Below are 25,073 nucleotides of genomic sequence, written 5' to 3'. Positions count from 1 at the left end.
ACACAGCTCGGGGCAAGACAACTCAGGGCAGCGACGGCACCGCGCCAGCGAACAACCAGCTCCCGAAGAGCGAGTCGAGGGGCTTCAGCGAGAACGTTGCCGCGAGCGCGCGGAAGTCGGCAGTCGTCGCGGTGCCGAATCGGTTGTGGGCGGTCCAGGTGCGGAGAAGCTCGAAAAAGCCCTGGTCGCCGAGGGTGAGGCGCAGTGCGTGCAGCGTGAGGGCGCCCCGCTTGTAGACCCGGTCGTCGAACATGAGGGCAGGGCCGGGGTCGCCGATGATGATGTCTTCCGGCTGGGCGCGGAGCCCGCGGTGGAAGCGTCGCGCGAGGGTGTCGGCGCTGGCGCCGCCGTTGCCCTCCGACCACAGCCACTCCGCGTAACAGGCGAAGCCCTCGTTCAGCCAGATGTCGCTCCAGGTGGCGAGACCCACGCTGTTGCCGAACCACTGGTGCGCGAGTTCGTGGGCGATGAGCCGTTCCGCGCCGCCGCGACCGTCTGCGTGGTTCGCGCCGAAGGTGGCCAGGGCCTGCGACTCGAGCGGGATCTCCAGGTCGTCTGCCGTCACCACGATGGTGTAACTGCCGAACGGGTACGGGCCGAAGTGCTTCTCGAACAGCGTCATCATCGCGGACAGCGGAGCGAAGTCGGCGAGCACTCGTGCCTTCAGGGCGACCGGGTAGGCGAGCACGCCTGGAACGTCCGCGAACATCACGGGTGTGCGTTCGTAGCGGCCGATCTGCAGCGTCGCGAGATAGGTCGCGGTCGGCTCATCCTGCACATAATGCCACTGGCCCCGGCCGGCGACGACGCGGTGGTCGACCAGCAGTCCATTGCAGACGACCGCGTAGGCCTGCTCGGCCGAGACCTGGATGCTGTACGTGGCCTTGTCGGCGACGTCGTCGTTGCAGGGAAACCACGACGGCGCTCCCGTGGGCTGGGCGGCGACCAGTACGCCGTCTTCGAGCTCTTCCCAGCCGACCGGGCCCCAGCGGCTCGGACGCGGAACGGGTGCGCCCGCGTACTCGACGGTGAGTTCGAAGCTCGTCCCCGCGGCGATGGGCTCCGAGGGAGTGACGATGAGCTTGTTCGCTGTCTGCGAGAAGCGAACGTTGCGGAAACCGACCAGTTTGACCTTGCTGACCTGCAGGCGGGACAGGTCGAGGGTGATCTTCGCGAGATTCTCGGTTGCCGTCGCGGTGATCACGGCGGTGCCGGCGAGGCGGTTGGTTGCGACCCGGTAGCGCAGGGAGAGCTCGTAGGAGTCGACGCCGTACCCCTCGTTGCCACTGCCGGGCATGTACGAGTCACCGGCGCGGTGGGCGCCGGGAAGCTTCTTCGCCATCAGGAGATCTTCGCGTGGTAGTCAGCGAAAGTCACTTCGCGCCAGGGACCGATGGGGTTGCCGCTCCAGCGGCTGCCCGAGGGAACGAGCTCGCCCCGCATGACCAACGATGCCGGCCCTACCGTTCCGTGTTCCCCGATGCGCGCGGCCGGAAGGATGACGCTGTGCGGGCCGAGGGTTGCGCCAGCGTCGAGAGTGACCGTGTCCATGCTCATGATTCGATCATGGAACAGGTGAGTTTGCACAACGCAGCCTCGGTTCACCGTGGAACCGTCTCCGAGAATGGCGAGATCCGCCTCTGGCAGCCAGTAGCTGTCGCACCAGACGCCCCGACCGATCGTGGCACCGAGGCTCCGCAGCCAGATGTTCAGAGCCGGGGTACCCGCGGCGGACTGCGCGAACCAGGGCGCCGCGACCATCTCGACGAAGGTGTCAGCGACCTCGGTGCGCCAGACAAATGACGACCATAGTGGGTGCTCGCCCACGCGGATGCGTCCACTGATGAGCCACTTGGCCGCGGTACTGATGCCCGCCGCCACGGCGCCAGCGAGCGCCATGACGACTCCGCTGAGCACCGCGGCGGCGATGGCCCCGTAGGCCGTGGTGAGGACGGCCAGCGCGAAGAGCACGCCGAGCCCGATCGCACAGGTGACGATCACGGGCACAACGCGGCAGAGCTCCCAGGCGATCCGGGCGACCCGCAGGCCCGCGTGGGGACGGAAGGTGCGGCCCTCGTCGGCGACGGCGACGCTCCGTCGCAGACGCACCGCGGGGGAGCCAAGCCAGGACGACCCGGCCTTCGACTTCGCCGGGGCGGAGGACAGCACCGCGACAAGTCCGTCTTTGGGCACGGTATGGCCGCCTGCCGCCATGCCGGAGTTGCCGAGGAACGCCCGCTTGCCGATCTCGGCGCGCCCCAGCCGGAGCCAGCCGCCGCCGAGCTCGTAGGAGCCGATCAGGGTGTCGTCCGCGAGGAACGCGCCGTCGCGGATGGTGGTCATCGACGGCACCAGCAGAACCGTGGATGCTTCGACATCGCGCCCTACTTTGGCCCCCAGCATCCGCAACCAGACGGGGGTAAAGAGGCTCGCGTAGAGCGGAAAAAGAATGGTGCGGGAGAGGTCGAGCACGCGTTCGGTGCACCAGACTTGCCAGCCGATGCGGCTGCGCACCGGGAACGTGCCTTCGCGGAGCCCGATGCCGAGCAGCCTGACTACCAGGACGACGAGTGTGGCCAGTATCACTCCGGCGACCAGGGTTGCCGGAACGAGGGCCCCCGACATCCGCCAGAAAATATCGACCGCCGTGGGCGAATCCCGGATGGCCAGCGCGATTACCACGCCGCCGCTCGCGAGGGCGATGACCGGCAGCAGAGACAGGGCGAGGGAGGCACCACCGAACGCGGCGATCCAGCGGCGGGCGCGGGCGGGTCGCTGCTCTGGCCACCAGGCATTGGCGCGACCCTGCCGCACCGCGGGAGATCCGGCCCAGCGCTGACCGGCGGGCACGCGCCCGAAGACGGCAGACCCGGGTGCGATTTCGGCCCGTTTGCCGACGCGGGTGCCCGGCAGCAGGGTGCTGCGGGCGCCGACCGAGCTGTGGGCGCCGATGCGAATTGCCCCGATGCGCAGGATGTCGCCGTCGATCCAGTATCCGGAGAGGTCGACTTCTGGTTCGATCGATGCACCGAACCCGACCGTGAGCATGCCGGTGATGGGCGGCAGCGTGTGGAGGTCGACCTCATGGTCGATCTTCGCGCCGAGCGCGCGGGCGTAGTAGGTGATCCAGGGCGCCCCGGCCAGGCTCACCGCCCCGATCTGGAGTGCGACCTGTTCCGCGAGCCAGAGACGCAGGTGCACGCTGCCGCCGCGGGGATAGTCGCCGGCTTTCAGCCCTGCGAGCAGTACGCGGGCGCAGCACACGGCGATGACCATGCGGCCGAGCGGCGTTGCGAACAGCACAAACGCGGGGATGAGCACCGCGGGGAAGATGACCGGCAGGAAGTCGAATCCGCCGAACGGAACGAGCACGGCGCCCGCGACGAGGAGGAAGAGCAACCATCGCACGCCGCTGAGAGCCAGGAGCGGAACGCCGAGGATGGTCTGCAGCCACTGCATCCGCCGGGGGGTCGGGATGACGCGGTGGAAGTCGTGATGGACGTCGCCGGGCGAGCCGGCCCGGGCCGCACCTGCAGCGGCGGCGCGTGCGGCCAGTGCGTCGGCCATCGCCCCGAGCCGCGGGTGGCTGTAGATCTCGGCGACGGTGAACTCGGGGTCGTCCTCGCGAATGCGGGCGACGAGCTGGGCCGCGGCGAGCGAACTGCCGCCCAGGTCAAAGAAGTTTGCGCCGAGATCGGCTACCGGAATGCCGAGCACCGCCTGCCACTGCTGGGCCAACCGTTCTGCTGCCGGCTCGAGTCCGGAGGCACCGTTCCCGGAAGCGCCGTCTCCTGAAGCGCCGCCGGTAACTCCGGGCAGTGGCCAGGGGAGCGCCGCGCGGTCGATCTTGCCGGAGGTGCGCACCGGGAGCTCGTCCACGACGGTCAGCAGTGGCACGAGGGCAGCGGGGAGCTGGGCGCGCAGTTCCTTGATCGCGGCCTCGCGGTCGAAGGCATCCGGATCCCGTACCGCCAGGTAGCCGACGAGTATCTGGTTGCCCGCCTCGGTCTGGCGAACGGCTGCGGCGGCTCCGGACACGCCGGGAAGGTCCTGCAGCGCGGATTCGATCTCGCCGAGCTCGATGCGCCGGCCGCCGACCTTCACCTGGTCGTCGGCGCGTCCCTGGAACTCGAGACCCCGAACGTCGAACCGCACGAGGTCGCCGCTGCGATAGGCGCGTTCCCATCCCAACTGGGGATGAGCCGCGTACTTCTCCGCGTCCTTCTGGGGGTCGAGGTACCGGGCGAGCCCCACCCCTCCGATGATGAGTTCACCGACCTCGCCGTCGGCGACGGGATATCCCTCGCTGTCGACCACGGCGAGATCCCACCCGTCGAGGGGCAGGCCGATGCGCACGGGGGCCGTGCCGTCCAGAAGCGCGGCGCAGGCCACGACCGTCGCTTCGGTGGGGCCGTAGGTGTTCCAGACTTCGCGGCCCTCGACGGCGAGGCGTTCAGCGAGCTCGGGCGGGCACGCTTCGCCACCGAAGATGAGCAGGCGCACGCTCTCCAGCGATTCTGCCGGCCACAACGACGCGAGGGTGGGAACCGTCGACACCGCGGTGATGCCGCGGGACGTCAGCCACGGGCCGAGGTCCATTCCGCTGCGCACCAACGAACGCGGTGCGGGCACGAGGCAGGCTCCGTTGCGCCAGGCGAGCCACATCTCTTCGCAGGACGCATCGAAGGCGACGGACAGTCCGGCGAGCACGCGGTCAGAGGTGCCGAGCGGGTCGCCGGCGAGAAAGAGACGCGCCTCGGCGTCCACAAACGCCGCGGCCGAACGGTGGCTGACGGCGACGCCCTTCGGGGTGCCCGTGGATCCCGATGTGAAGATGATCCAGGCGTCGTCGTCGGGTGTGGGCGGCTGCAGGATGGCGTGTGAGGAAGTGCTCGGGTGGGGCGGGTTTCCCTCGAACAGGGGAGTGGCCTTGCGGGGCGGGTCGCTGGGTGGGTCGATAGGCGCGTCGATAGGCGCGTCGCTGGTCGCGTCGCTCGGCCGCGCGGCGGAGGCAGTGAAGTCGCCGTTGCCCGTGATCACACCGCACACGCCCGCTTCGCTAAAGACGAGGTCTGCGCGCTCTTCGGGGTCGTCAGCATCGACGGGAACGTAGGCCGCTCCCGCCGCCAGGATGCCGAGGATGGAGATATAGAGTTCCCGCGCGCCGGACGGCATACGCACGCCAACCCGGTCGCCCCGGCGCACGCCTGCGGCGCTCAATCGGGCTGCGGTCTGGATCACCCGGGCCATCAGTTCGCGGTAGCTCAGCCCACCGGATCCGTCATCCAGGGCCGAAGCCTCCGGGTACAACGTGGCCGTTTCGCGGAGGATGTCGAGCAATGTCCTCGGCTCCGGCGCGCGGCCGGAGGAACTCAGAATTCCGATGTGTGACTCCGTCACTCGTGAGGATGGGACGGAGCCAGTTTATTGCACGCGCGACCAATAGGCGGGAGCCAGAAGGGGTGCGTGGCGCAGGCGCACCCGTGAGCCACATCGTTCAAGCCCACCTTTCAACCGGAAGCCGTTCTATAACCGCATCTGACAACCGGTTCCGTAACCGCATCTGCCAACGCCACCTGCCAACGCCATCTGTCAAGCACATCCGTCTGGCCGAAGAGACGACTCATGATGGAGTATGCCCACCAGCTACCCGTCGTCGAGCGCTGCGCCACGACTGCCACCGCGCTGGTTCATCCGCTTCGCATGGCGCGCTCATCGGGCGCTGTATCGCGTAAGCCGCGGTCGGTTGGGGCTCCGTGAACCGCGCAGAGGCGGTCATGCCGGGATGATGCGGCTTCGGACCACGGGGCGGCGATCGGGTCAGGAGCGCGCGGTGATCGTGGACTACTTCGAAGACGGAGGCGAGCTGGTGACACTCGCCATGAATGGCTGGGGCGCCGCAGATCCGGCCTGGTGGCTGAACCTGAGAGCGACACCGGAAGCCGAGGTCGACCTTCGTCGGGGCTCACGCCGCGTGACCGCACGCGCCGCGACCCCCGACGAGCGGGCTCGGCTCTGGGCGAAGTTCCGTGAATACCCCGGCTGGGGTGATGTGGACGCATTCAGCCAGCTTCGCGAACGGGAGAGGCCGGTCGTCATCCTGGCGCCGCGTCCGTAGCAGCTGCTCCACCATCCGGCGAAGTCGAGGGGCGCGCTCTCGTCAGGTCTTCGGAAATGGCGTACTGTATCTCACAGATATAGCCCTCTCATAGACATCCTCCGAGGAGACCGGTGCCGCGTTCCGAGCAAACACAGACAGCGATCCTCGGAGCGCTCAGCATCATGCCGATGACGGGGTACGCCCTACGCGAAGAAATCCGCGACACGCTCGGGCACTTTTGGAGCGAGAGCTTCGGCCAGATCTACCCGGCACTCGCCGAGCTGGAACGGCAGTCCCTGGTCGAACGGTCTGCGGAGGGCGGCTCGCGATCTCACACGTTTGCCCTCACGCCCGCTGGACTCCTCCGGCTCCGCGAGTTGCTTGCGGAGCCCCCGCAGCAGGAGAAGCCGCGAAACGGCCTCCTGCTTCGGCTCTTTTTTGGGTCCCAACTCGGCGCAGAGGCGACCCGGCGGCTCGTTCTTGACGCCCGGGAAAAGGCGAAAGCGCAATTGACGCAGATGGATGTCGCCAGGCGCTCGCTTCTGGACGACGCGAGCCTCGCGGACCAGGCGCCGTACATACTCCTCACCATTTCAGCGGGGGAGCACTCGGCCCGCGCCAGCATCGCCTGGGCAAACGAAGCGCTCGCGGAGCTAGCCATGATGGCGGAGGCCGTCATGCTCGAGGCGCCGGAAGCACCGAACACGCCCGACGACCGCGACGCACCAGAGACGCCCAGCGCTCGAAACTCTTTCGGCTCCTAACCCGCGTCGCGTCGTTCCAGTCCAGAGCGAGCGAATATTGCTGCTAGATATGGGCGGGCTTCCTAAGTAACCTATCTGGCAGATACATTCGTCACTGCCAGCCCTACCGCTGACCAATCGAGGGAGAACCATCATGGGACCGTTCGCTACCACCAACCCGCGGGCCAGCACGGCAGGCAAGACCGCCGCAGGGTTGCTCGCGGTCGTGGTCGGATTCCAGATCTGTCTCGCAGCTGGCGCACCCTGGGGCGAGGCCGCGTATGGCGGCGCCAACCCGGGAGTGTTGCCCGAGAATCTGCGAGTGAGCAGTGGGGTCGCAACTGGCGTCTACCTGGCGCTCGGCGCGGTGGCGGGGACCCGTCTGGCGGGCCCCACCCTTCGACGCCGTGTGCTCTACGCGGCGACACCCCTGATGGCGGTCGGGGCACTGATGAACCTCGCATCGCCGTCGTTTGTTGAACGGATGCTCTGGACTCCCGTCACCGTTGCCCTCGCCGCCGCCCTTTGGCGCGCCGCACGCGACAGCTCGCTCGTGCCAACCCCACGCACGAAAACTTGGCCTGTGCCGGTGGGATAGGGCTCGCGCGCCCTCCGGGCTTGCCCTGCTCTCTGCGTCACAGCGCGAGCGCGAAGGCACGGCCGCCCCCGACGAGACCCAGCGACCGAAAATACCGGGCGCCCCACAGCTGTGGGCGCCCGAAAATACCGGGCGCCCCACAGCTGTGGGCGCCCGGCATCCGGCAATTCAGGACAGCGCTGTGTGACCTGCGAGCGAGTGCTTACGCTCGGCGGGCCGGTCCGTTGTCCGGGTGAATCTCGATGAGCTTTCCGCTGATGCGGGTGGTCTCGAGCTTGGTGAACACGTCGTTGGACAGGTCCGCCGGCAGGTCAACGATGGAGAAGTCCGGCAGGATCTTGATCGCGCCGAAGTCCTCGCGGCTGAGACCTCCCTCGTTGGCAAGGGCACCAACGATCTGGCGGGGCTCCACCTTGTGGCGCTTACCTACCTCGATACGGTATGAGGTCATCACTCGGGTGTGATCGCGTGAGCGCCGCTCCGGGCGCTCGGTGCGGCCCGGACGGTCATCGCGGTCGAAACGCTCTTCGCGGTTGCTACGCTCGGGCCGCGCTGAGCGGTCGTTGCGGTCGTTGCGATCACGTGACGGGCGGTCGCGTGCCGCTCGATCGTCCCGTGCCGGGCGTTCGGCGCGCTCCTGCTCGTCGCGGGCGTAACGCTCAGCCCGTACCTCTTGCTCGGTCTGCAGCAGCGGGGTATCGCCCTGGGCGATAACAGCGAGCGCAGCCGCGACATCTGCCTCGGGCACGTCGTGGTGCTGAACATAGTGCGCGATGATGTCGCGGAAGCGGGAGATGCGGTCGGTGTTTTCGAGTGCCTCCGTGATCGACTCATCGAAACGGTTCAGGCGGGTGACGTTGACGTCTTCGACGCTCGGCAGCTGCATCTGGGTCAGCGGCTGGCGGGTGGCCTTCTCGATGGCGCCGAGGAGACGACGCTCGCGGGGCGTGACGAAGCTGATTGCGGCGCCGCTGCGGCCCGCACGGCCGGTGCGCCCGATGCGGTGCACGTAGGACTCGGTGTCGATCGGGATGTCGAAGTTGACGACGTGGCTGATCCGGTCAACGTCGAGACCACGGGCGGCCACGTCGGTCGCCACGAGGATGTCGAGCTTGCCGGACTTGAGCTGGTTGACCGTGCGCTCGCGCTGGGCCTGGGCGACGTCTCCGCTGATGGCTGCCGCAGAGTAGCCGCGGGCGCGGAGCTTTTCTGCGAGAGTCTCGGTTTCGTTCTTGGTGCGAACGAACACGATCATGCCCTCGAAGTTCTCGACCTCGAGGATACGGGTGAGCGCATCGACCTTCTGCGGGTACGACACCATGAGGTATCGCTGGGTCGTGTTCGCGGAGGTCGTGGTCTTGTTCTTGACCGTGATCTCTTCCGGGTCATTCAGGTACTGCTTGGAGATGCGACGGATCGCGGCGGGCATGGTCGCCGAGAACAGGGCTACCTGCTTGTCGTCGGGAGTGTCGGCGAGGATCGTCTCGACGTCCTCGGCGAAGCCCATCTTCAGCATCTCGTCGGCCTCGTCGAGCACCAGGTACTTCAGCTCAGACAGATCGAGGGTGCCCTTGGCGAGGTGGTCCATGATGCGGCCGGGAGTACCGACCACAACGTGCACACCGCGACGGAGGGCAGAGAGCTGCACGCCGTAGGCCTGTCCGCCGTAAACGGGGAGCACGTGCACTCCGCGCATGTGGGACGCGTACTTCTCGAACGCCTCACACACCTGCAGGGCGAGCTCGCGGGTGGGGGCAAGCACGAGGGCCTGCGGGTTCTTCTGCGACATGTCGAGTCGCGACAAAATGGGCAGAGCAAACGCTGCGGTCTTACCAGTTCCGGTCTGGGCGAGGCCTACAACGTCGCGGCCCTCAAGGAGCGGCGGAATCGTTGCGGCCTGAATTGCGGACGGGGTTTCGTACCCTACGTCTTTAAGAGCTTTGAGGACGGCGTCACTAAGCCCGAGCTCGGAAAAAGGAACAGTTTCGGGGGCGTCTGCCTCGGGTTGTGTGGGTGATTCTGGAGGCGTCATCCTACAAAGGTACTCGGTCGGGGTATGCTTCCCGGTCTCAACGCCCGGACGGGCCCCAACTTGGTGCCCCTCAATGTCACGACCGCATCACAGTGTCGCCGATTTGTCGGAATGGCGGTGCTGGGGGCTGGCGCTCGAGGCTAGCTCGCCAGCAGAATGTGAGTTGTGCACACGTTTCGTAAATCCCTTGTTGGACTCCTCCTTCTCAGCGCGATGGTCAGTGGCTGCGCATCGCAGTCTTCTGATGCTGCGCCTGCCACGACAAAGCCCAGCCCGTCCCTGTCGCCGAGCATCTCGCCAAGTACTTCGCCAAGCACTTCTCCAAGTACTTCGCCCGTGCCCGCGGTTGTGCCCAGTGTTGCGCCGATCACAGTCGCAAGACTCGTTATCGGGTCGAGCGCGCTCTCTATCGTTTCCTCCGATGGCAGCGTAGACGAGCTGAGTTACTTCGACGACGACGGCGCTGCAGCCATCGCAGCGCTAACCCGCGCCCTGGGTGCGGAGCCAGCGGTCGAGCATCAGACTGAGCACGAGGAGCCGGGCCCGTTCAGCATTTATGACTGGGACGGTATCGGAATCTCGGTCGCAGACACGGTAAGTACCGAACCCCACATGTACAAGTTCATCGTGCAAGCTGACGCTGCGGACCTCGCGGGCATTTCGATTGAGACTTCCGATGCAATCCAGGTGGGGGATGCCGCTGCGGCGGTCGCTGCCCAGTACGCAGGACACCTCAGTAAGTATCAAAACGACGAGGGTGGAACCGGTTTTATGGCCCGAGCCGAGATTGTCGCTGCCCCCAATGCGCCCGTGACGGAGGGATTCGAGTACAACTACGCCGTTGAGCTGTCGGCGCCCGACGAAACGGGCGGCATCGCAACCATCACCGCCCCGGGAGCCAACTTCCTCCACTAGTTTCTTCTAGAGCTAGTTTCTTCTAGAGCTAGTTTCTTCTAGAGCTAGTTTCTTTTAGCGTTTTCTTTTGGAGCGCTGCTCACGGCTCGTGTCGCACCCGATCGCGGGGCTGATCACGAGACAATGTCAGCATGGCCAACACTGAGCAACAGCCCTGGGTCCAGAACTACCAGCCGGGGGTCCCCGCTGAGATCGACCTGCCGGAGGAATCTCTGGTTGCGATGCTGGAGAAGTCCGTGACGGAGGCGGGAAGGCATCCCGCGCTCGAATTTTTTGGACGCCGAACCACGTACACGGAACTCGGTGACCAGATTGACCGCGCCGCCGAGGGGCTACGCCAGCTCGGTGTTCGTCCGGGGGACCGGGTCGCGCTGATCCTGCCGAACTGCCCCCAGCACGTTGTCGCGTTCTACGCTGCCCTGCGCATCGGAGCCGTGGTTGTAGAGCACAACCCTCTCTATACCTCGCGGGAGCTTCGCCACCAGTTTGAAGATCACCAGGCGCGAGTGGTGATCGTCTGGGATAAGGCTGCCGCAGCGGTGAAATCGTTCCCGTCGGATATCGAGATCGACCACGTCATCTCGGTGAACCTGCTCGAGGCGTTCCCGTTGCTCAAGCGGCTGGCACTGCAGCTTCCAATGAAAAGTCTTCGCGAGTCTCGCAGCGCGCTGAGCGGAGCGGCTCCCGGAACCATGCCGTGGAAGTCGCTTCTCAGCCACGGACCCATCGACACGAGCTATCCGCGCCCCGTGGTGAGCGATCTGGCGGCGATCCAGTACACCTCCGGTACGACCGGGCACCCCAAGGGGGCAATGCTCACCCACTTCAACCTGTACTCGAACGCCCTGCAGGGCGAGGCGTGGATGGCCGGCGCGGAATACCGCAAGGAGATTTTCTACGCGATCCTGCCGATGTTCCATGCGTTCGGGATGACGCTGTATCTGACCTACGGAATCCGCAAGCAGGCGCTGCTCGTTCTCTTCCCCAAGTTCGACGTCGATCTTGTGCTCGCAGCGATGAAAAAGTCGCCCGCAACCGTGTACTGCGCTGTCCCTCCGATCTACGAGCGCACCGCCATGGCCGCGAAGGAAAGGGGTATCTCGCTGCGCTCCTGCAAGTTCTGTATCTCGGGCGCGATGAACCTTCCCGACCACGTCGTGGAACTCTGGGAGTCGGTCTCCGGCGGGCTTCTCGTCGAGGGCTACGGGATGACCGAGTCGTCTCCGGTGGCACTGGGTAACCCCTTCCACCCCACCCGTCGCCCCGGCACGATCGGTGTGCCCTTTCCTTCGACCCTCATGAAGGTTGTTGACCCGGATGATCCGACCGTCGAGGTACCGCAGGGGGAACCAGGTGAGCTGCTCCTGAAAGGCCCGCAAGTGTTCCAGGGCTACTGGAACAACCCGGAGGAGACGGCAAAGACGCTCCTGCCGGGTGGGTGGCTGCGCACAGGCGACATCGTCACCGTGAATGCCGACGGTTTCACCACCATTGTCGACCGGGCCAAGGAACTGGTGATCACCGGCGGGTTCAACGTGTCTCCGTCGGAGGTGGAGGGTGTTCTTCGCCTGCATCCCGCGGTTGTCGACGCAGCCGTGTTCGGTAAACCGCTCGAGCGTGGTGGCGAGATGGTAGTCGCGGCGGTAGAGCTTGAGCCCGGCGTCGCACTCGACGAGGAAGCACTACGTGCGCACTGCCGCGAGCACCTCTCGGCGTACAAGATCCCGCGAAGGATCGTTCAGATCGAAAATACGCCCCGGTCGTTGCTCGGCAAGATTCTGCGCAAGCAGGTGCGCGAGCAGGTGCTGCCCACGCTTTAGGGGGTTGGTGTCGGTGCTTAGTGGTCGTGCTTAGTGTTCGTGCGTAGTGCTGGTGCTTAGTGTTCGTGCTTCGTGCTTAGTGCTTAGTGCTTAGTGCTTAGTGCTTAGTGCTTAGTGCTTAGTGCTTGGTGCTTACGTGCTTTGTGTTCGTGCTGCTGCTGCTGCTGCTCCTACTGGTGCTGCTCCTACTGGTGGTGCTGCTACCGCTAATGCCGGTGCCGGCGGCGGTGCGAATGCTGGTTCGATTCAGACTTAGCCCCATGCCCACTCAGCCCCATGCCCACTCAGCCCCCTGCCCTCCTACGCTCCAGCCCACTTGGCTCTACACCTAAATTATCTTCGATAATCGAAGAAAATGCAATCCCTTTTATTCGAATGTATGTTCGATAAAATGGGAACATGGATTTCGAACAGCAGCTCACTGCGATCGTGAGTGACTTCGCGCGGCTCGCAAAGTGGTCCGCAGACGTGTCGTCACACGGCCTTGGTTCGCAGTCAGACGAGATTGTATTGTCGGCGCTGAAGCACATTGAAGATGTTGGCCGGTTCGTAGAGGCAATGCAGGTTCATGCTGCCGCAATTGTGGAGGAACGCTCCGATTATGGGGGTGTGTCGGACGGGTTGGCGGCCCGGTACGGGCACAGTAGGGCCGAGCATCTGATTGAGCAGGTCACGCGGATCAGTCAGGCCGATGCACGTGGCAGGGTGCGGCTGGGCAAGAGCATTCGCAGAGCCACCTCCATTACCGGCGAGCCGATACCCCCACGCAACCCGGCAGTGGCGCAAGCAGTGGAGCTCGGGCAGATCAGCGGGTCGGTCGCGCAACGGATCATCCAGGGGCTTGGACAGGCGCAGAAATTTCACGTCGTCGGCGCCGACGAGCTGCCGGGAGAGTTCGACGAAAACCTCTCCGCCGCAGAAGAGGCGTTGGTTGCAGAGGCCGTCCGGGAGCCGGAGGATCTCGTGCGGGTTCAAGTGTCCGCGTGGGCGAGTGCTCTTGACCCGGATGGCGCGCCCATGCGTGATGAGGACGTGCGCGCTCGCCGCGGGCTGCGTCGCGGCCGTGAACGTAATGGAGTAACGCGGTGGGAATGGTTCACGACGGGTGAGACGACAGCGATGCTGCAGGAGATTCTCGAGGAGTCGCGTGTGGCAAAAAAGCCGCGATTCCTCCCGACCGATCGGTACAACCCGCTGGAACACGTGGGCCTGACACTTACAGACCCTGAAGAGACGGCGGCGATCCTGTCCGGAGACACCCTTGATGGTTCCGGCGACCCACTAGAGGGTACAGACGGGGCGTCAATCGAGGGCGTGGACTGTGAAGAGTTCGGGGTCGTGACCGATCTGAAAGACACCCGCACGCACGAACAACGTGACAGCGACGTCCTGGATGGCTACATCCGAGCTGGCATCCGAGCCAGCGCGAACGAGATGGGCGGATTCAAGCCGATTGTCGAGGTCACTGCTGTCGCTACCCTCGCTGACTTGGAGGCCGGTCGGGGAGTCGGCTGGATTGATGGTCTCGAGGAGCCTGTCTCGATCGACCACATCAAAGAACTGGCCTGCGGAACCGGCTATCGCCTCTTGATTCAGGGCGAGGCGGGTGAAGTGCTCTGGATGGGGCCGAAACCACGACTATTCACCGAAGCGCAGAAGCGGGCGGTGGTGGTGAGGGATGGGCCAACCTGCTCGACAGCAGGTTGCACCAAGCCGTCGCGACAGTGCAATGTCCACCACGTCCAGTTCCATTCTGAGGGCGGCCCGACCGATGTGGACAATGCGATCCTGCTCTGTTCAGAGCACCATCACATGATTCACAAGTCGCCCTTTAAGATCGAAATGCACAATGGCAAACCGTGGATTCTCGCGCCGCGCTGGCTGAATCCGAACCAATCTTGGAAGCCCATGGGGCATCCGAGACGCAGCCTGCCTCGTATTCGGCAGTAGGACCGAGTACCGAGTACCGAGTACCGAGTACCAGGTGCGGGGTGCGGGGTGCGTGGTGCCGTGGTGCCGTGGTGCCGTGGTGCCAGGTGCTAAGTGCAGAGTGCTAAGTGTTCAACTGGGGAGCGTCGAGGAAGCTAAGCACGCTGCGCATGTTCGACTGCATCACGGCGGTCCCGATTGCCCCGGGAGATGCGCCGATGATGCCGCTGGGCTTGCGAGCAAAGGAATTGGTTCCCCAGGGCCTCGACCCCCAGCCAATCGCGTTTTTGAGCGCTCCCGGGATCGCCCTGTTGTACACCGGAGAAATGAAAAGGATGCCATCCGACGCAGCAATCGCGTCCTTGAGAGCGACGCCTTCCGGCGGATATTCCGCATCAAAGTCGGAGTCGTACAGCGGCAGGTCTTTGATGGGAATCTCCGTGTACGCCTTTCCGACAACCGCGCGCTGCCGCTTGATTTTGCGGCGAATCTAAACCCGTTTTCTCGGAGCCTGCCCACACTTCCCGGAGCCTGCCAACGCTTCCCCGAGCCTGCCAACGCTCCCCGGCGCCTGCCAACTTCTCTCGGGGCCTTCCAAATCTCCTTAAGGCCGGCCAAGTCTTCTCGGGGCCGGCCAAGTCTTCTCAGAGCCTGCCGGGGCGCGAGTCAGCCAACACGACGTTCATCAGCGCGCGCACGGCCGCGGACGCCCGCCGCGTGCGGGAGGCGGCGAGGTACACCGTGAAGTCGGCCACGCCGCTGACAGGAATACGTTCCACGTCTCGGGTGCTGACGGCCGCGAACTCGGGGAGAAGGGCAATACCGAGTCCGTTGGCGACGTACCCTGCGGCCGTGCCGATATCCGCAACTTCGATGAGCACTCGTCGCTCGACCCCCGCGCTGGCAAACGCGACATCCACTATCGATCGCGCCGCATAGCCTGGCGGGAGGTCTATGAACTCCTCGTCGGCCAGCTGGGCCAGAGTGATCATGCGGGTTCGCGCGAGCCGATGGCCCGTGGGCACCACGAGCACCATGGGCGACGACGCAACGGGATCGGCGGTGAGCGCCGCTGGAATCGGTCCAATGAGCGCGAGAAACGCGAGGTCGATCTCGCCACTGGCGAGGTCGTCAACGAGCCCCGCGGAGCCCCGTCGCGCGGCGCGCAGCCGGACGCCGACGCCCGGATGGGCGGTCCGGAACGAACCGAGCACGCCGGGGACGTCAACCAGGGTGACCGAGGTCATCAGACCTACGACGACCGATCCCGTCAACGCACGAGTCGCGTCCAGCGCCGCATCGTGCACCGCACCGACGGCATCGAGTGCCTCCCGTACCCGGGGAAGCAACAGTTCGCCCGTCGAGGTCAGACGGATCTGTCGACGACTCCGGTCGAACAGCTCGACCCCGAGCTCGTTCTCCAGAGATCGGACACCGGCAGACACCGCCGATTGCGCGATGGTGAGGCGGTCGGCGGCGCGAGTAAAGCTGAGCTCGCTGGCCACCGCGCTGAAGTACTCGAGGTGTCGTAGGTCCATCGCGCAATCATCTCATTCGCAGATGGGAAGCATCATGACTCGGCGTTGTTCGCTATGGGTGAGAGGCGCACCATGGTAGTGCGGGTGAATTAGACCCCGGCAGATCGAAAGGCACATCGTGACTCTCACCTCATCAGGTTCCCCGGCCATGCGCAGGTCCGCTGACCGCGTTGTGGAGACGCTCAAGGCGTACGGAGTGAAATGGATCTTCGGAGTTCCCGGCGCGAAAATCGACCCCGTGTACGACGCCCTGGTCGACGACGGCCCCGAGCTCATCGTCTGTCGGCATGAACAGAACGCCGCGTTCATGGCTGCGGCGGTCGGTCGCCTGAGCGGGGAACCGGGAGTGGTGCTCGTCACAAGCGGCCCCGGGACATCCAACCTGGCGACCGGGCTGCTCACCGCAACGACCGAGGGTGACCCGATGGTCGCCATCTGCGGCGCTGTGGCGCGCGCGGACCGTCTCAAGCGAACCCACCAGACGATGGACGCCGTAGGAATGCTCACTGCCGTGACCAAATCCGCCGGTGAGGTCAGCGTCGCCGACAACGTTCCTGAGGCGATCGCCGGCGCATTCCGGCGTGCGATGGAGGAGCCGAAGGGAGCCGCCGCCGTCGTGCTCCCGCAGGATGTCCTCGTCGAAGAGACCGCCGTGTCCATGACCACTCCGCACCGCGTGCCCTCGCTGGGCGCTGCGCCCGCCGAAGCCATCGCGCGGGCCGCAAAGGTGCTGCGCGAGGCCAAGTTTCCCGTGATCCTGGCGGGTGCGCGAGCCGGCTCCGACCGGGCAACCGCTGCCCTGCACCGCTTGCTCACCGTGGCGGGACTGCCCGTGGTGGAAACCTTCCAGGCTGCCGGAGTCATCTCGCACGAGCTCGAGGCACACTACCTGGGCAGGGTCGGCCTGTTCCGTAACCAGCCGGGTGACATCCTCCTCCATCAGGCGGATGTGATCCTCGCCATCGGGTACGACTTCATCGAGTACGAACCGTCGAAGTGGAACAAGGACAAGCTGCGCACCATCATCCACCTCGACGAGCTGTCCGCCGATCTTGACGACTTCTACCGTCCTTCGGTCGAATTGAGGGGGGATGTCGCGGCGTCGACTGACGCGCTCGCCCTCCAGATCAGCGGACTGGAGCTCACTCCTCAGGCGAATGCCGCAGTCGCTGTACAGCGCGCACGGTTAGAGGATGCAGACCATCGCGCACTGCACGACGATGAGTCAGAGGGAGTGCACCCGGCTGAGCTGGTGCTCGCGATGCGGGCGCTGCTGCCCGATGACACCACCGTGCTGTGCGACGTGGGGTCGCACTACATCTACATGGCGCGGCACTTTCGCACGTATCATCCGCGCACCCTGCTGTTTTCAAATGGCCAGCAAACCCTGGGAGTCGCCCTGCCCTGGGCGATCGCCGCGACCCTGGTGCGCCCGGGAACGCCCGTGCTGTCCGTCTCCGGCGACGGGGGTTTTCTGTACTCCGCGATGGAACTGGAGACAGCGGTACGGCTCAGGTCCACTTTCACGCACGTCATCTTCAACGACGGAACCTACGACATGGTGGCATTCCAGCAGCAGGGCAAGTACGGTCGCACCTCCGGGGTGAAACTCGGCGACTACGACGCGGTCGCCTATGCCGAATCGTTCGGAGCACACGGGCACCGGGTCACCCGACTGGAAGACTTTGCTGCTGTGCTGCAGACGGCAATGGCCGAACCCGGTCCGAGCATCATCGACGTGCGGGTCGACTACCGCAACAATAGGGACGAGCTGATGGCCGACCTGGAAAGTGACGTGCTCCAATGACCGACTTCACCGTGACCCGCCACGAGATCTTTCAAACCAGCCTGATGAGCGCGCTGCTCGACGGCGTGTACGAGGGCGAAATGACCGTGCGCGACCTGCTCGGTCACGGCAGCTTCGGAATCGGCACCTTCAACGGGCTCGACGGCGAGATGCTGATTGTCGACGGCACCTGCTACCAGCTGCGGGCCGACGGCGGTGCTTCCGTGGCCGATCTCGGTGCGCACACTCCCTACGCAGTGGTAACCAATTTTGTGCCCCACGTGGTGAGCGCCCTGCCGGGCGATGTCACGCGTGCGGAGGCGTCAGCCTTCATCGACCGGATGACTGCATCCGAAAACTACATGTACGCGTTGCGCATCGAGGGCGATTTCGAGTGGATCACCATGCGCACGGTCGTGAAGCAGCAGAAGCCGTACCGTCCGATGATGGATGCCACGGACGAGGACGAGATCGTCGAGCTGCACAACGTCTCGGGGGTGCTCGTAGGGTTTCGCACTCCGCTCTACGAGAAGGGAATCGGCGTTCCCGGCTGCCACGCGCACTTCATCACCGATGAGCGTTCGTCGGGTGGTCACGTGCTGGACTTCAAGCTGCGATCGGGACACGCATCGCTCTGCCTCGGTACCGACCTGCGCCTGCAGCTGCCCCTCACAGACGCGTTCCGCGACGCAAACCTGTCGCCGGAGGATCTTGACAGGCAACTCCTGAAGACGGAGTCGCACGCGTAGAGCGCGCAGCTCGCACTTCGCAGCTCGCACTTCGCAGCTCGCACGTCGCAACTCGTACGGCTTGCAGCTCGCAGCCCTCAGCTCGCAGCCCGCAGCCCGCAGCTCTCAACTCACAGCGGCACGATGTTGTGGTTCCGTCGGAACACGTTCTCGGGGTCGTACCGCCGTTTGAGCGTGCGGAGGCGTCGCAGCGTAGCGGGGGAGTACATCTTGCTCGTGATCATGTCGTCGGTGGCCAGGGTGAAGTTGCCGTACGTGCCGTAGGTGTGCGGCTCGAGCGAGGTCCACAGCGCGATTACCCGGTCGGCGGCCTCCTGCGGGGCATCCTGGGGGAGGAAAACGCCGACAATGAGCAGCACTTCCGCGCTTCGGTGGGCGAACGCCGTCGCTTCCGCCGGAACGCGGTTGAAAGCGCCGCGCAGGTAGCGGATCATCAACACGCCTCCGAGCTGGGCCTGCACCGCGGTCAGGTCTGCGATCGCATCGTCACTGAGGTCGTCGCAGAAGCTGTTGAGCGCCACCACTCTCACGGGAGCGTTGGGCGGGGGCGGATCATCCAGCACGTCGGCATACCGTTTCGGCCCGATCGTGTGGGACCCGGCACCGGCGACCGAATGAAGGGGAGTGATCGCGGCGCTCGCCGCCGCCTCGTCGGCGCCGCCATAACAGACAACGATTTGGGCCGACGGTTCCTGCCCTACCGGCGCGGGCATGGCGAAGAAGGTGGTGTTCAGTTCTTCCGGCGCGGTGCGCATCACGTCACGCCACTGCCGGAGGGTGGCGGCGAACGGCGGTTCTGTTGATGGTGTGGTGGATGCCGCGGCGGAAGTCCCGGCGCTGATGCTGATCGCACCGGCCACGACGCCGGGCAGCGGGTGCGCGCGGAACGAGAACTCCGTAATGACGCCGAAGTTGCCGCCTCCGCCGCGCACGGCCCAGAAGAGGTCGCTATTGAGGTTGGCGCTCGCTATGGCGACCTCGCCGGCGGCGGTCACAATCTCGACTGCCTCGAGAGCGTCGAGGGCGAGCCCGTACTTTCGCACCAACCACCCGAAGCCCCCGCCGAGGGTGAGGCCGCCGACGCCGACACTCCGTGTGTCTCCCGAGGTGATCGCCAGGTCGTGGGCGCCGAGGGTGGCGGCGACCTGGCCCCAGGTTGCGCCAGCGCCGACACTGACCAGGCCGCCGCCGCGGACGACCACGCGATCGAGTGCGCCCAGGTCGATGACCATGGCGTCGGTGTAGTCGCCGAAGGCCGGTCCGCTGTGTCCTCCGCTGCGAACCGCGATCGCGAGCGACGCGTCCTTGGCGAATCCGATCGCTTCTGCGACATCGCCTGCCGTCGCCGGGCGCACGATGATGGCGGGTTCACCCATGATCGCGTAGCGGCCCGACAAGGCAGTGTGGCTGTCTTCGGTTGGCACTGCAACGAGCCCGGCAACGCGCTTCTTCAAGGGGTGGGAGAGGTGATCGCTGCCAGCCATACGAGCACTGTAACCAGTGCCGTCTGTGTCCGCGAGGGGTCTCGCGCGTGATGGCCGGCGCAGGCACGGACCCTCCTGCGACACTGCTGGCGCGCGCTCGCCAGCGCACGCACAGATCCTGCTGGCGCGCGCTCGCCAGCGCACGCACAGATCCCGCTGGCAGACACTGCTGGCGCACGCGTCGGTGCCGCTCGCCGTACGCTTGATGGGTGCCCCCGTTGTCGTTCCTGCGTAAAAAGTCCGGGGTCACGTCGACCCAACCGTTGCCGCGCGATGTGGTCGTGCTCGGCGTCGTCGCGTTCTTCGTGATGGTCGGCTTCGGCGTGGTGGTTCCCGTGCTCCCCGTGTACGTGCGCAGCTTCGGTGTCGGTTACCTCGAGGTGGGCGCCGTGGTGTCGGCGTTCGCCGTGATGCGCCTGGTGGCGAACCCGTTTGTGGGCAAGATGGTCGACTGGGCGGGGGAGCGCACCATCCTCGCGACCGGTATCGGCATCGTTGCGGCGTCCAGCGCTCTCGTCGGCCTTGCCGACAGCTACGTGCAGGTGCTGGTTCTGCGCGGCGTCGGCGGAATCGGGTCCGCGATGTTCACCGTCTCCGCAATGACCTTGCTCCTCGCGTCGAGCTCGGCTTCGACCCGCGGCCGCGCCGTCGGGTTCTACCAGGGCGGCTTCCTGATCGGCGGAATGGCCGGGCCCGCGGTTGGCGGCCTGCTCGCGACCATCTCGCTAAGCGCCCCCTTCTTCTTCTACGCCATCACCCTCGCCGTCGCGGGCGCCGTCGGACTCGTGATGCTGCAGGGCAAAAAGCAGGCGGTGCGGGATGCCGCGGCTCCCGTCATCCCCCTTCGCTCGGTTTTGGGCGACCGGCGCTTCCAGGCCGCCTGCGTCGCGAACCTGGCGCAGGGTTGGGCCGCCCTCGGAGTGCGCGGGGCTTTGATCCCGGTTCTTGTGGTCGAGAGCCTCAACCGGGAGCCGGCCTGGACGGGAATCGCCTTCGCCGTGGCTGCCGTGGCCCAGGCACTCGCGCTCGGTCCCGCTGGACGATTTGTGGACACCATCGGGCGTCGGCCGGCGATCATCGGGTCCTTCGCGGCGGGCGCGGTGATCATGGTGCTGATTCCCTTCGTCACGAGCATCACCCTGCTCATCGTGCTGCTCAGCCTGTACGGCGTCGCTGCGGCGTTCATGGGCACGGCTCCGGCGGCATCGGTGGGCGACGCCGCCGGTTCGCGCGGAGGAATGCCGGTGGCGGTGTTCCAGGGCTTCGCCGACGTGGGAGCGATCGCCGGTCCGCTCGTCGCCGGGCTGCTGGTCGACGCATTCTCGTTCCCCGTGGCTTTCGCGTCGGCTGGCGTGTTGATGGTCGTCGCGGCGCTGGTTGCGGTGCGCATGCCGCCGGAAGGTTCGACTAGGCGCTGAACGAACTCAACACGGGTTCAACGGTCGCGATCACCCGGGCGCGCAACACGTTTCCCCGCTCGGTGTAGCGTCGCTGGCTCTGCACATACTCGGCCTTGCCGTCCGCGGTCTCAATCGCGATCGGAGCGTAACCCCAGTCGCTGAGGTCATAGGGCGAGGCACGCATGTCGGTCTGGCGGATGTCACGGGCCAACTCAAAGCAATCGAGAAGCAGCTCCCCGGGTATAAGTGGACCGAGCTTGGTCACCCACTTGTACACGTCCATCCCCGCGTGCAGGCATCCGGACTGTTCGAGCTCCGGCTGGTTCTCGCGCGTGGGGTAGCGCCGGTTCAGACCTACGGCCTCCGGAGTGAAGAACCGGAACGCGTCGAAGTGGGTGCAGACGATGTTGTGCGACTTCACCACGGCGTCGGTGTCGCGCTGCCCGAGCCGCAACGGCACCTCGTGGCGGAGCTCGTCCTTCTGGTACACCATTGCCCACTCGTGCAGCCCAAAGCATCCAAAGCTCGCCTGGCGCGTGGCGGTCGAGGCAAGAAGTCCGAGGATGAAACGGATGCTACGCCGGTTAGCCTCCGTGAAAGCCACAGCATCGACGCTCACGTCGTTACCTTGGGAGCGGTACCACTTCCAGCTCGCGCGGCTCTCGCCCGCGGCATCCCGCAACACCACATCGGCGCCCGGGTGCCATCGTCGCAGCAGGCCGGGGCGGAACGGGTAATACGTGAACAGGAAGTCGTCGACCGGGTGGGTGGCCCCGACGGAGGAGCGTTCGCGGCGACCCCGGGTGAATTCGTCGGCACGCGACTGGTGCGCGGCTTCCCGATCGTGCCAGGCGCTCGCCGAAAGCTCCGTGGTTGACACGGGGGTCACAAGCTCGGCGATCGGGGCGGTGGGCACGGTTCGAGGGTACCCGCGGCTGCGCGACAATGGTCACAGCACGGGTTCGATCAGGGCAGGCGTCCATTCAGGGCAGGTGCCGGAGCGGGGCTCGCTGCGGGAGGGCACCCATTGGCTGCACATATTCCGGTTGAAAGCGCGTCGGTTGACAGCGCGCTGGTCGGAAGCACAGACGCCGCGATCGCGTCCGGCTCGACGCTGCTGCCGATCGAAGAGATAGCGCGACGAATGGGGATCGGCCGGGGCGCGCTCCAGCTGCACGGCGACCACATTGCCAAAGTGGACGTGGGTGCCATCGACGGCTTCGCGGACCGGCCGGAGGGCAAACTCATCCTCGTCACCGCGATGACCCCGACCCCGGCAGGGGAGGGCAAAACAACGACCGTCGTCGGGCTCGGGGACGGGCTCCGCCGGGTCGGGGTGAGTGCGGCAATTGCCCTGCGGGAGCCCTCCCTTGGCCCGGTTTTCGGGATGAAGGGCGGCGCCACCGGCGGTGGCTACGCGCAGGTGGTGCCCATGGAGGACATCAACCTGCACTTCACCGGCGACTTCCACGCAGTGGGCGCGGCGAACAATCTGCTTGCCGCCATGGTCGACAACCACATCTTCCACGGCAACGCGCTCGAGCTCGATCCCGCCAGGATCAGCTGGCGCCGCGCCGTCGACATCAACGACCGCCAGCTGCGATCCATCGTTGACGGACTGGGCGGACCGAAGAGCGGCGTACCCCGCGACGACGGCTTCGAGATCACCGTCGCCTCTGAAGTGATGGCGATTCTCTGCCTGTCCCGGGACCTCAGAGAGCTGAAAGCAAAGCTCGAGCGCATCATCGTCGGGTTCACCACCGATGACCGTCCGGTGACGGCGGGTGACCTGAAAGCGCATGGCGCGATGGCGGCGCTGCTGAAGGACGCGATCCGCCCCAACCTCGTGCAGACCCTCGAGCACACGCCCGCGTTTATCCACGGCGGACCGTTCGCCAACATCGCGCACGGCTGCAACACCGTCGCCGCGACGCGCCTGGCGCTGAAGCACGCCGACTATGTCGTGACCGAGGCCGGTTTCGGTGCAGATCTCGGCGCGGAGAAGTTCATCGACATCAAGGCGAGGATGTGCGGACTGACCCCTGCGGCGACCGTGGTGGTTGCCACGCTGCGGTCACTGAAAATGCACGGAGGGGTGGCCGCAGCCGACCTCGCGCGAGAAGATCTCGACGCGCTCGAGGCGGGACTGCCGAACCTGCTGCGCCACGTCGAGAACATGACCGAGGTATTCGGGGTGCCGACCGTGGTTGCCCTCAACGTATTTCCGACCGACACGGCCGCGGAACTGGAGCGGGTCGAGCTCCGCTGCCGTGCGCTCGGCGTCAGCGTTGTGCTGTCCGAGGTATGGGCGCGCGGGGGAGCCGGGGCGGAGGAGCTCGCGCACGAGGTCATCACCCTTGCCGAACAGCCCAGCACTCTGGAGTACGCGTACGAACTCGAAGACACGATTGTCACCAAGATCGAAAAAGTGGTGACGCGCATTTACGGCGGGGCGGATGTCTCGTTCACACTCGACGCGCAGGAACAACTCACCCGGCTCGAGCGACTCGGGTTTGGTCAGTTGCCGATCTGCATGGCGAAGACGCAATACTCTTTCTCGGATGACGCGACCCTCCGGGGCCGCCCCGAGGAATTCACGGTGACAGTGCGAAACCTCAAGATCAGCGCCGGCGCAGGCTTCATCGTTGTGCTCACCGGAACCATCCTCACGATGCCCGGGCTCCCGAAGGTGCCGGCGGCCGAGACCATCGGCATCACCGACGACGGTCGTATCACCGGGTTGTTTTGAGCAGGGCGATGTAGCCGAGGGGCACTACTAGCCGAGGGGCACTACTAGCCAAGGGGCCCGGCTAGCCGAGCGTGGGCACCTCTTCGCCCGCGGCGGGTGCGCCGGGAGCGGTGCCGTCCCCGAAGGGGCGTCCGCCGAGCGTTTCGCGGCCGTGCGGCTCCAGCCAGACGCGGGCATCCGGTCCCTTCGGGATAATCCCGGTCGGGTTGATATCGACGTGCGTCACGTAATAGTGCGCCTTGATCTGGTCGAAATCGATGGTGTCGCCGAACCCGGGCGTCTGGAACAGGTCGCGCGCGTACGCCCAGAGCACGGGCATCTCGCTCAGCTTGTTGCGGTTGCACTTGAAGTGGCCGTGGTACACCGCATCGAAGCGCGCGAGGGTGGTGAACAGCCGCACGTCCGCCTCGGTGATGGTGTCCCCGACGAGGAATCGCTGGGTGCTGAGGCGATCCTCCAACCAGTCGAGGCGGGAGAAGAGCGCGTCGTACGCACGGTCGTACGATTTCTGGCTTCCGGCGAAGCCGCACTTGTAGACGCCGTTGTTCACATCGTGGAAGATCAGCTCGGCGACCTCGTCGATTTCGGCGCGATGAGCCTCGGGGTACAGGTCCGGCGCGCCCGGGCGGTGGAACTCGACCCACTCGGATTCAAAGTCGAGCGTGATCTGGGGGTAATTGTTTGTGACCACCTTGCCCGAGGCGACCTCCACGATCGCGGGGACCGTGATTCCCCTCGGGTAGTCGGGGAAACGGGCGAAGTAAGCCTGCTGCAGCCGCTCGATTTTGAGTACCGGGTCTAGGCCGCCCTCATCGAGGTCGAAGGTCCAGCTGTTCTTGTCGTGAGTCGGACCGGGCAGCCCGAGGGAAATGACCCCCTCGAGTCCGAGGAGCCTGCGAACGATCGTGGTGCGGTTCGCCCACGGGCAGGCGCGCGCCGCGACGAGGCGATAGCGCCCGGCTTCCACCGGCCACCCATCGCGCGCGTCGCGGGTGATTCGGTCTTCGATGTAGTTGGTGTCGCGGTTGAACGGCTGTCCGGGCTCGACGTACCTGGGTATTGCAGCGCTGGGTTTTGCAGCGCCCGGTTGTGCGGCGGCGGGTTCAACTTCGGCTGTGCCTGCGAGGGAATCACTCATGTTCCAACCGTACGCTGGGAACTCGATAAGATCCCTGCGTGCGTTCAATCATGGATGGCACCCGAACGTACAGTTGTTCTATGTCCACTGAG

Annotated in this window: 17 protein-coding genes and 1 pseudogene; 10 read left to right on the top strand and 8 right to left on the bottom strand. The window is 65.7% G+C overall.

Features of this window, described 5'->3' with window-relative positions; all coding sequences use genetic code 11:
- Nucleotides 1–22 precede the first annotated feature (22 nt).
- The gene (locus tag B0I08_RS09550; RefSeq protein ID WP_106212170.1) at nucleotides 23–1,342 is read right to left on the bottom strand and encodes a M1 family metallopeptidase; all 1,320 of its coding nucleotides are present in this window, start codon (nucleotides 1,340–1,342) and stop codon (nucleotides 23–25) included.
- A complete protein-coding gene (locus B0I08_RS09545) occupies nucleotides 1,342–5,400 on the bottom strand; it encodes a Pls/PosA family non-ribosomal peptide synthetase (protein WP_106212168.1) in 4,059 nt (1,352 codons plus the stop codon). Before B0I08_RS09545 ends, B0I08_RS09550 begins: the two co-directional genes overlap by 1 nt.
- 235 nt (nucleotides 5,401–5,635) lie before the next feature.
- Between B0I08_RS09545 and B0I08_RS09540 the strand changes: the two genes are divergently transcribed.
- The 3 genes from B0I08_RS09540 to B0I08_RS09530 all read left to right on the top strand — a co-directional run bounded on the left by B0I08_RS09540 (nucleotide 5,636) and on the right by B0I08_RS09530 (nucleotide 7,441).
- Nucleotides 5,636–6,118 (top strand): nitroreductase family deazaflavin-dependent oxidoreductase, encoded by a 483-nt coding sequence (locus B0I08_RS09540; RefSeq protein WP_106212166.1) that lies wholly within the window; start codon nucleotides 5,636–5,638, stop codon nucleotides 6,116–6,118.
- Nucleotides 6,119–6,231: 113 nt separating this feature from the next.
- Nucleotides 6,232–6,864, top strand: a complete 633-nt coding sequence (locus B0I08_RS09535) for a PadR family transcriptional regulator (RefSeq protein WP_106212164.1) — start codon at nucleotides 6,232–6,234, stop codon at nucleotides 6,862–6,864.
- A 133-nt stretch (nucleotides 6,865–6,997) separates the two neighbouring features.
- On the top strand, nucleotides 6,998–7,441 hold the full coding sequence (locus tag B0I08_RS09530) for a hypothetical protein (RefSeq protein WP_106212162.1): 444 nt from the start codon (nucleotides 6,998–7,000) through the stop codon (nucleotides 7,439–7,441).
- Between the two features lie 202 nt (nucleotides 7,442–7,643).
- Here B0I08_RS09530 and B0I08_RS09525 read toward each other — a convergent pair whose 3' ends face one another.
- Nucleotides 7,644–9,473 carry a DEAD/DEAH box helicase gene (locus B0I08_RS09525; protein WP_106212160.1) on the bottom strand — a complete coding sequence of 610 codons (1,830 nt, stop codon included), beginning with the start codon at nucleotides 9,471–9,473 and terminating at the stop codon, nucleotides 7,644–7,646.
- A 336-nt stretch (nucleotides 9,474–9,809) separates the two neighbouring features.
- Here B0I08_RS09525 and B0I08_RS09520 point away from each other — a divergent pair, with 336 nt between their 5' ends.
- The 3 genes from B0I08_RS09520 (at nucleotide 9,810) to B0I08_RS09510 (ending at nucleotide 14,158) form a co-directional block, all read left to right on the top strand.
- Nucleotides 9,810–10,388: a hypothetical protein gene (locus B0I08_RS09520; protein ID WP_106212158.1), complete on the top strand. Its 579-nt coding sequence runs from the start codon at nucleotides 9,810–9,812 to the stop codon at nucleotides 10,386–10,388.
- Nucleotides 10,389–10,519: 131 nt separating this feature from the next.
- Complete coding sequence (locus B0I08_RS09515; protein WP_106212156.1) at nucleotides 10,520–12,208, top strand: long-chain-fatty-acid--CoA ligase; 1,689 nt, start codon at nucleotides 10,520–10,522, stop codon at nucleotides 12,206–12,208.
- A 399-nt stretch (nucleotides 12,209–12,607) separates the two neighbouring features.
- Complete coding sequence (locus tag B0I08_RS09510) at nucleotides 12,608–14,158, top strand: HNH endonuclease (RefSeq protein ID WP_106212154.1); 1,551 nt, start codon at nucleotides 12,608–12,610, stop codon at nucleotides 14,156–14,158.
- 109 nt (nucleotides 14,159–14,267) lie between these two features.
- Here the strand turns inward: B0I08_RS09510 and B0I08_RS09505 are convergent.
- A pseudogene (locus tag B0I08_RS09505) lies at nucleotides 14,268–14,582 on the bottom strand (NADPH-dependent FMN reductase); the annotation flags it as partial.
- Between the two features lie 199 nt (nucleotides 14,583–14,781).
- Nucleotides 14,782–15,675, bottom strand: a complete 894-nt coding sequence (locus B0I08_RS09500) for a LysR family transcriptional regulator (protein ID WP_106212150.1) — start codon at nucleotides 15,673–15,675, stop codon at nucleotides 14,782–14,784.
- 148 nt (nucleotides 15,676–15,823) lie between these two features.
- Here B0I08_RS09500 and alsS point away from each other — a divergent pair, with 148 nt between their 5' ends.
- On the top strand, nucleotides 15,824–17,482 hold the full coding sequence (gene alsS / locus B0I08_RS09495) for an acetolactate synthase AlsS (RefSeq protein WP_106212328.1): 1,659 nt from the start codon (nucleotides 15,824–15,826) through the stop codon (nucleotides 17,480–17,482).
- Nucleotides 17,479–18,210, top strand: a complete 732-nt coding sequence (budA, locus tag B0I08_RS09490; protein WP_106212148.1) for an acetolactate decarboxylase — start codon at nucleotides 17,479–17,481, stop codon at nucleotides 18,208–18,210. The genes alsS and budA overlap by 4 nt, the downstream gene beginning before the upstream one ends.
- A gap of 110 nt (nucleotides 18,211–18,320) precedes the next feature.
- Here budA and B0I08_RS09480 read toward each other — a convergent pair whose 3' ends face one another.
- Entirely contained in the window at nucleotides 18,321–19,694 is a 1,374-nt protein-coding gene (locus B0I08_RS09480) for an FAD-binding oxidoreductase (RefSeq protein WP_106212144.1), read from the bottom strand.
- A 209-nt stretch (nucleotides 19,695–19,903) separates the two neighbouring features.
- Here B0I08_RS09480 and B0I08_RS09475 point away from each other — a divergent pair, with 209 nt between their 5' ends.
- Nucleotides 19,904–21,112: an MFS transporter gene (locus B0I08_RS09475; RefSeq protein WP_245884730.1), complete on the top strand. Its 1,209-nt coding sequence runs from the start codon at nucleotides 19,904–19,906 to the stop codon at nucleotides 21,110–21,112.
- On the opposite strand, the gene B0I08_RS09470 is transcribed toward B0I08_RS09475, so the two are convergent.
- Nucleotides 21,102–22,010 (bottom strand): 3-methyladenine DNA glycosylase, encoded by a 909-nt coding sequence (locus B0I08_RS09470; RefSeq protein ID WP_245884729.1) that lies wholly within the window; start codon nucleotides 22,008–22,010, stop codon nucleotides 21,102–21,104. The two genes, B0I08_RS09475 and B0I08_RS09470, sit on opposite strands and share 11 nt — an antisense overlap.
- Before the next feature lie 111 nt (nucleotides 22,011–22,121).
- On the opposite strand from B0I08_RS09470, the gene B0I08_RS09465 reads away from it, so the two are divergent.
- Nucleotides 22,122–23,843 carry a formate--tetrahydrofolate ligase gene (locus B0I08_RS09465; RefSeq protein ID WP_245884728.1) on the top strand — a complete coding sequence of 574 codons (1,722 nt, stop codon included), beginning with the start codon at nucleotides 22,122–22,124 and terminating at the stop codon, nucleotides 23,841–23,843.
- Between the two features lie 61 nt (nucleotides 23,844–23,904).
- Here the strand turns inward: B0I08_RS09465 and B0I08_RS09460 are convergent, their stop codons facing one another.
- The gene (locus tag B0I08_RS09460) at nucleotides 23,905–24,981 is read right to left on the bottom strand and encodes a glutathione S-transferase family protein (RefSeq protein WP_106212142.1); all 1,077 of its coding nucleotides are present in this window, start codon (nucleotides 24,979–24,981) and stop codon (nucleotides 23,905–23,907) included.
- Nucleotides 24,982–25,073 lie beyond the last annotated feature (92 nt).

This window comes from Glaciihabitans tibetensis, from assembly GCF_003003265.1.
Classification (GTDB): Bacteria; Actinomycetota; Actinomycetes; order Actinomycetales; family Microbacteriaceae; genus Glaciihabitans; species Glaciihabitans tibetensis.
This window is presented reverse-complemented; position numbering and strand designations above follow the sequence as displayed.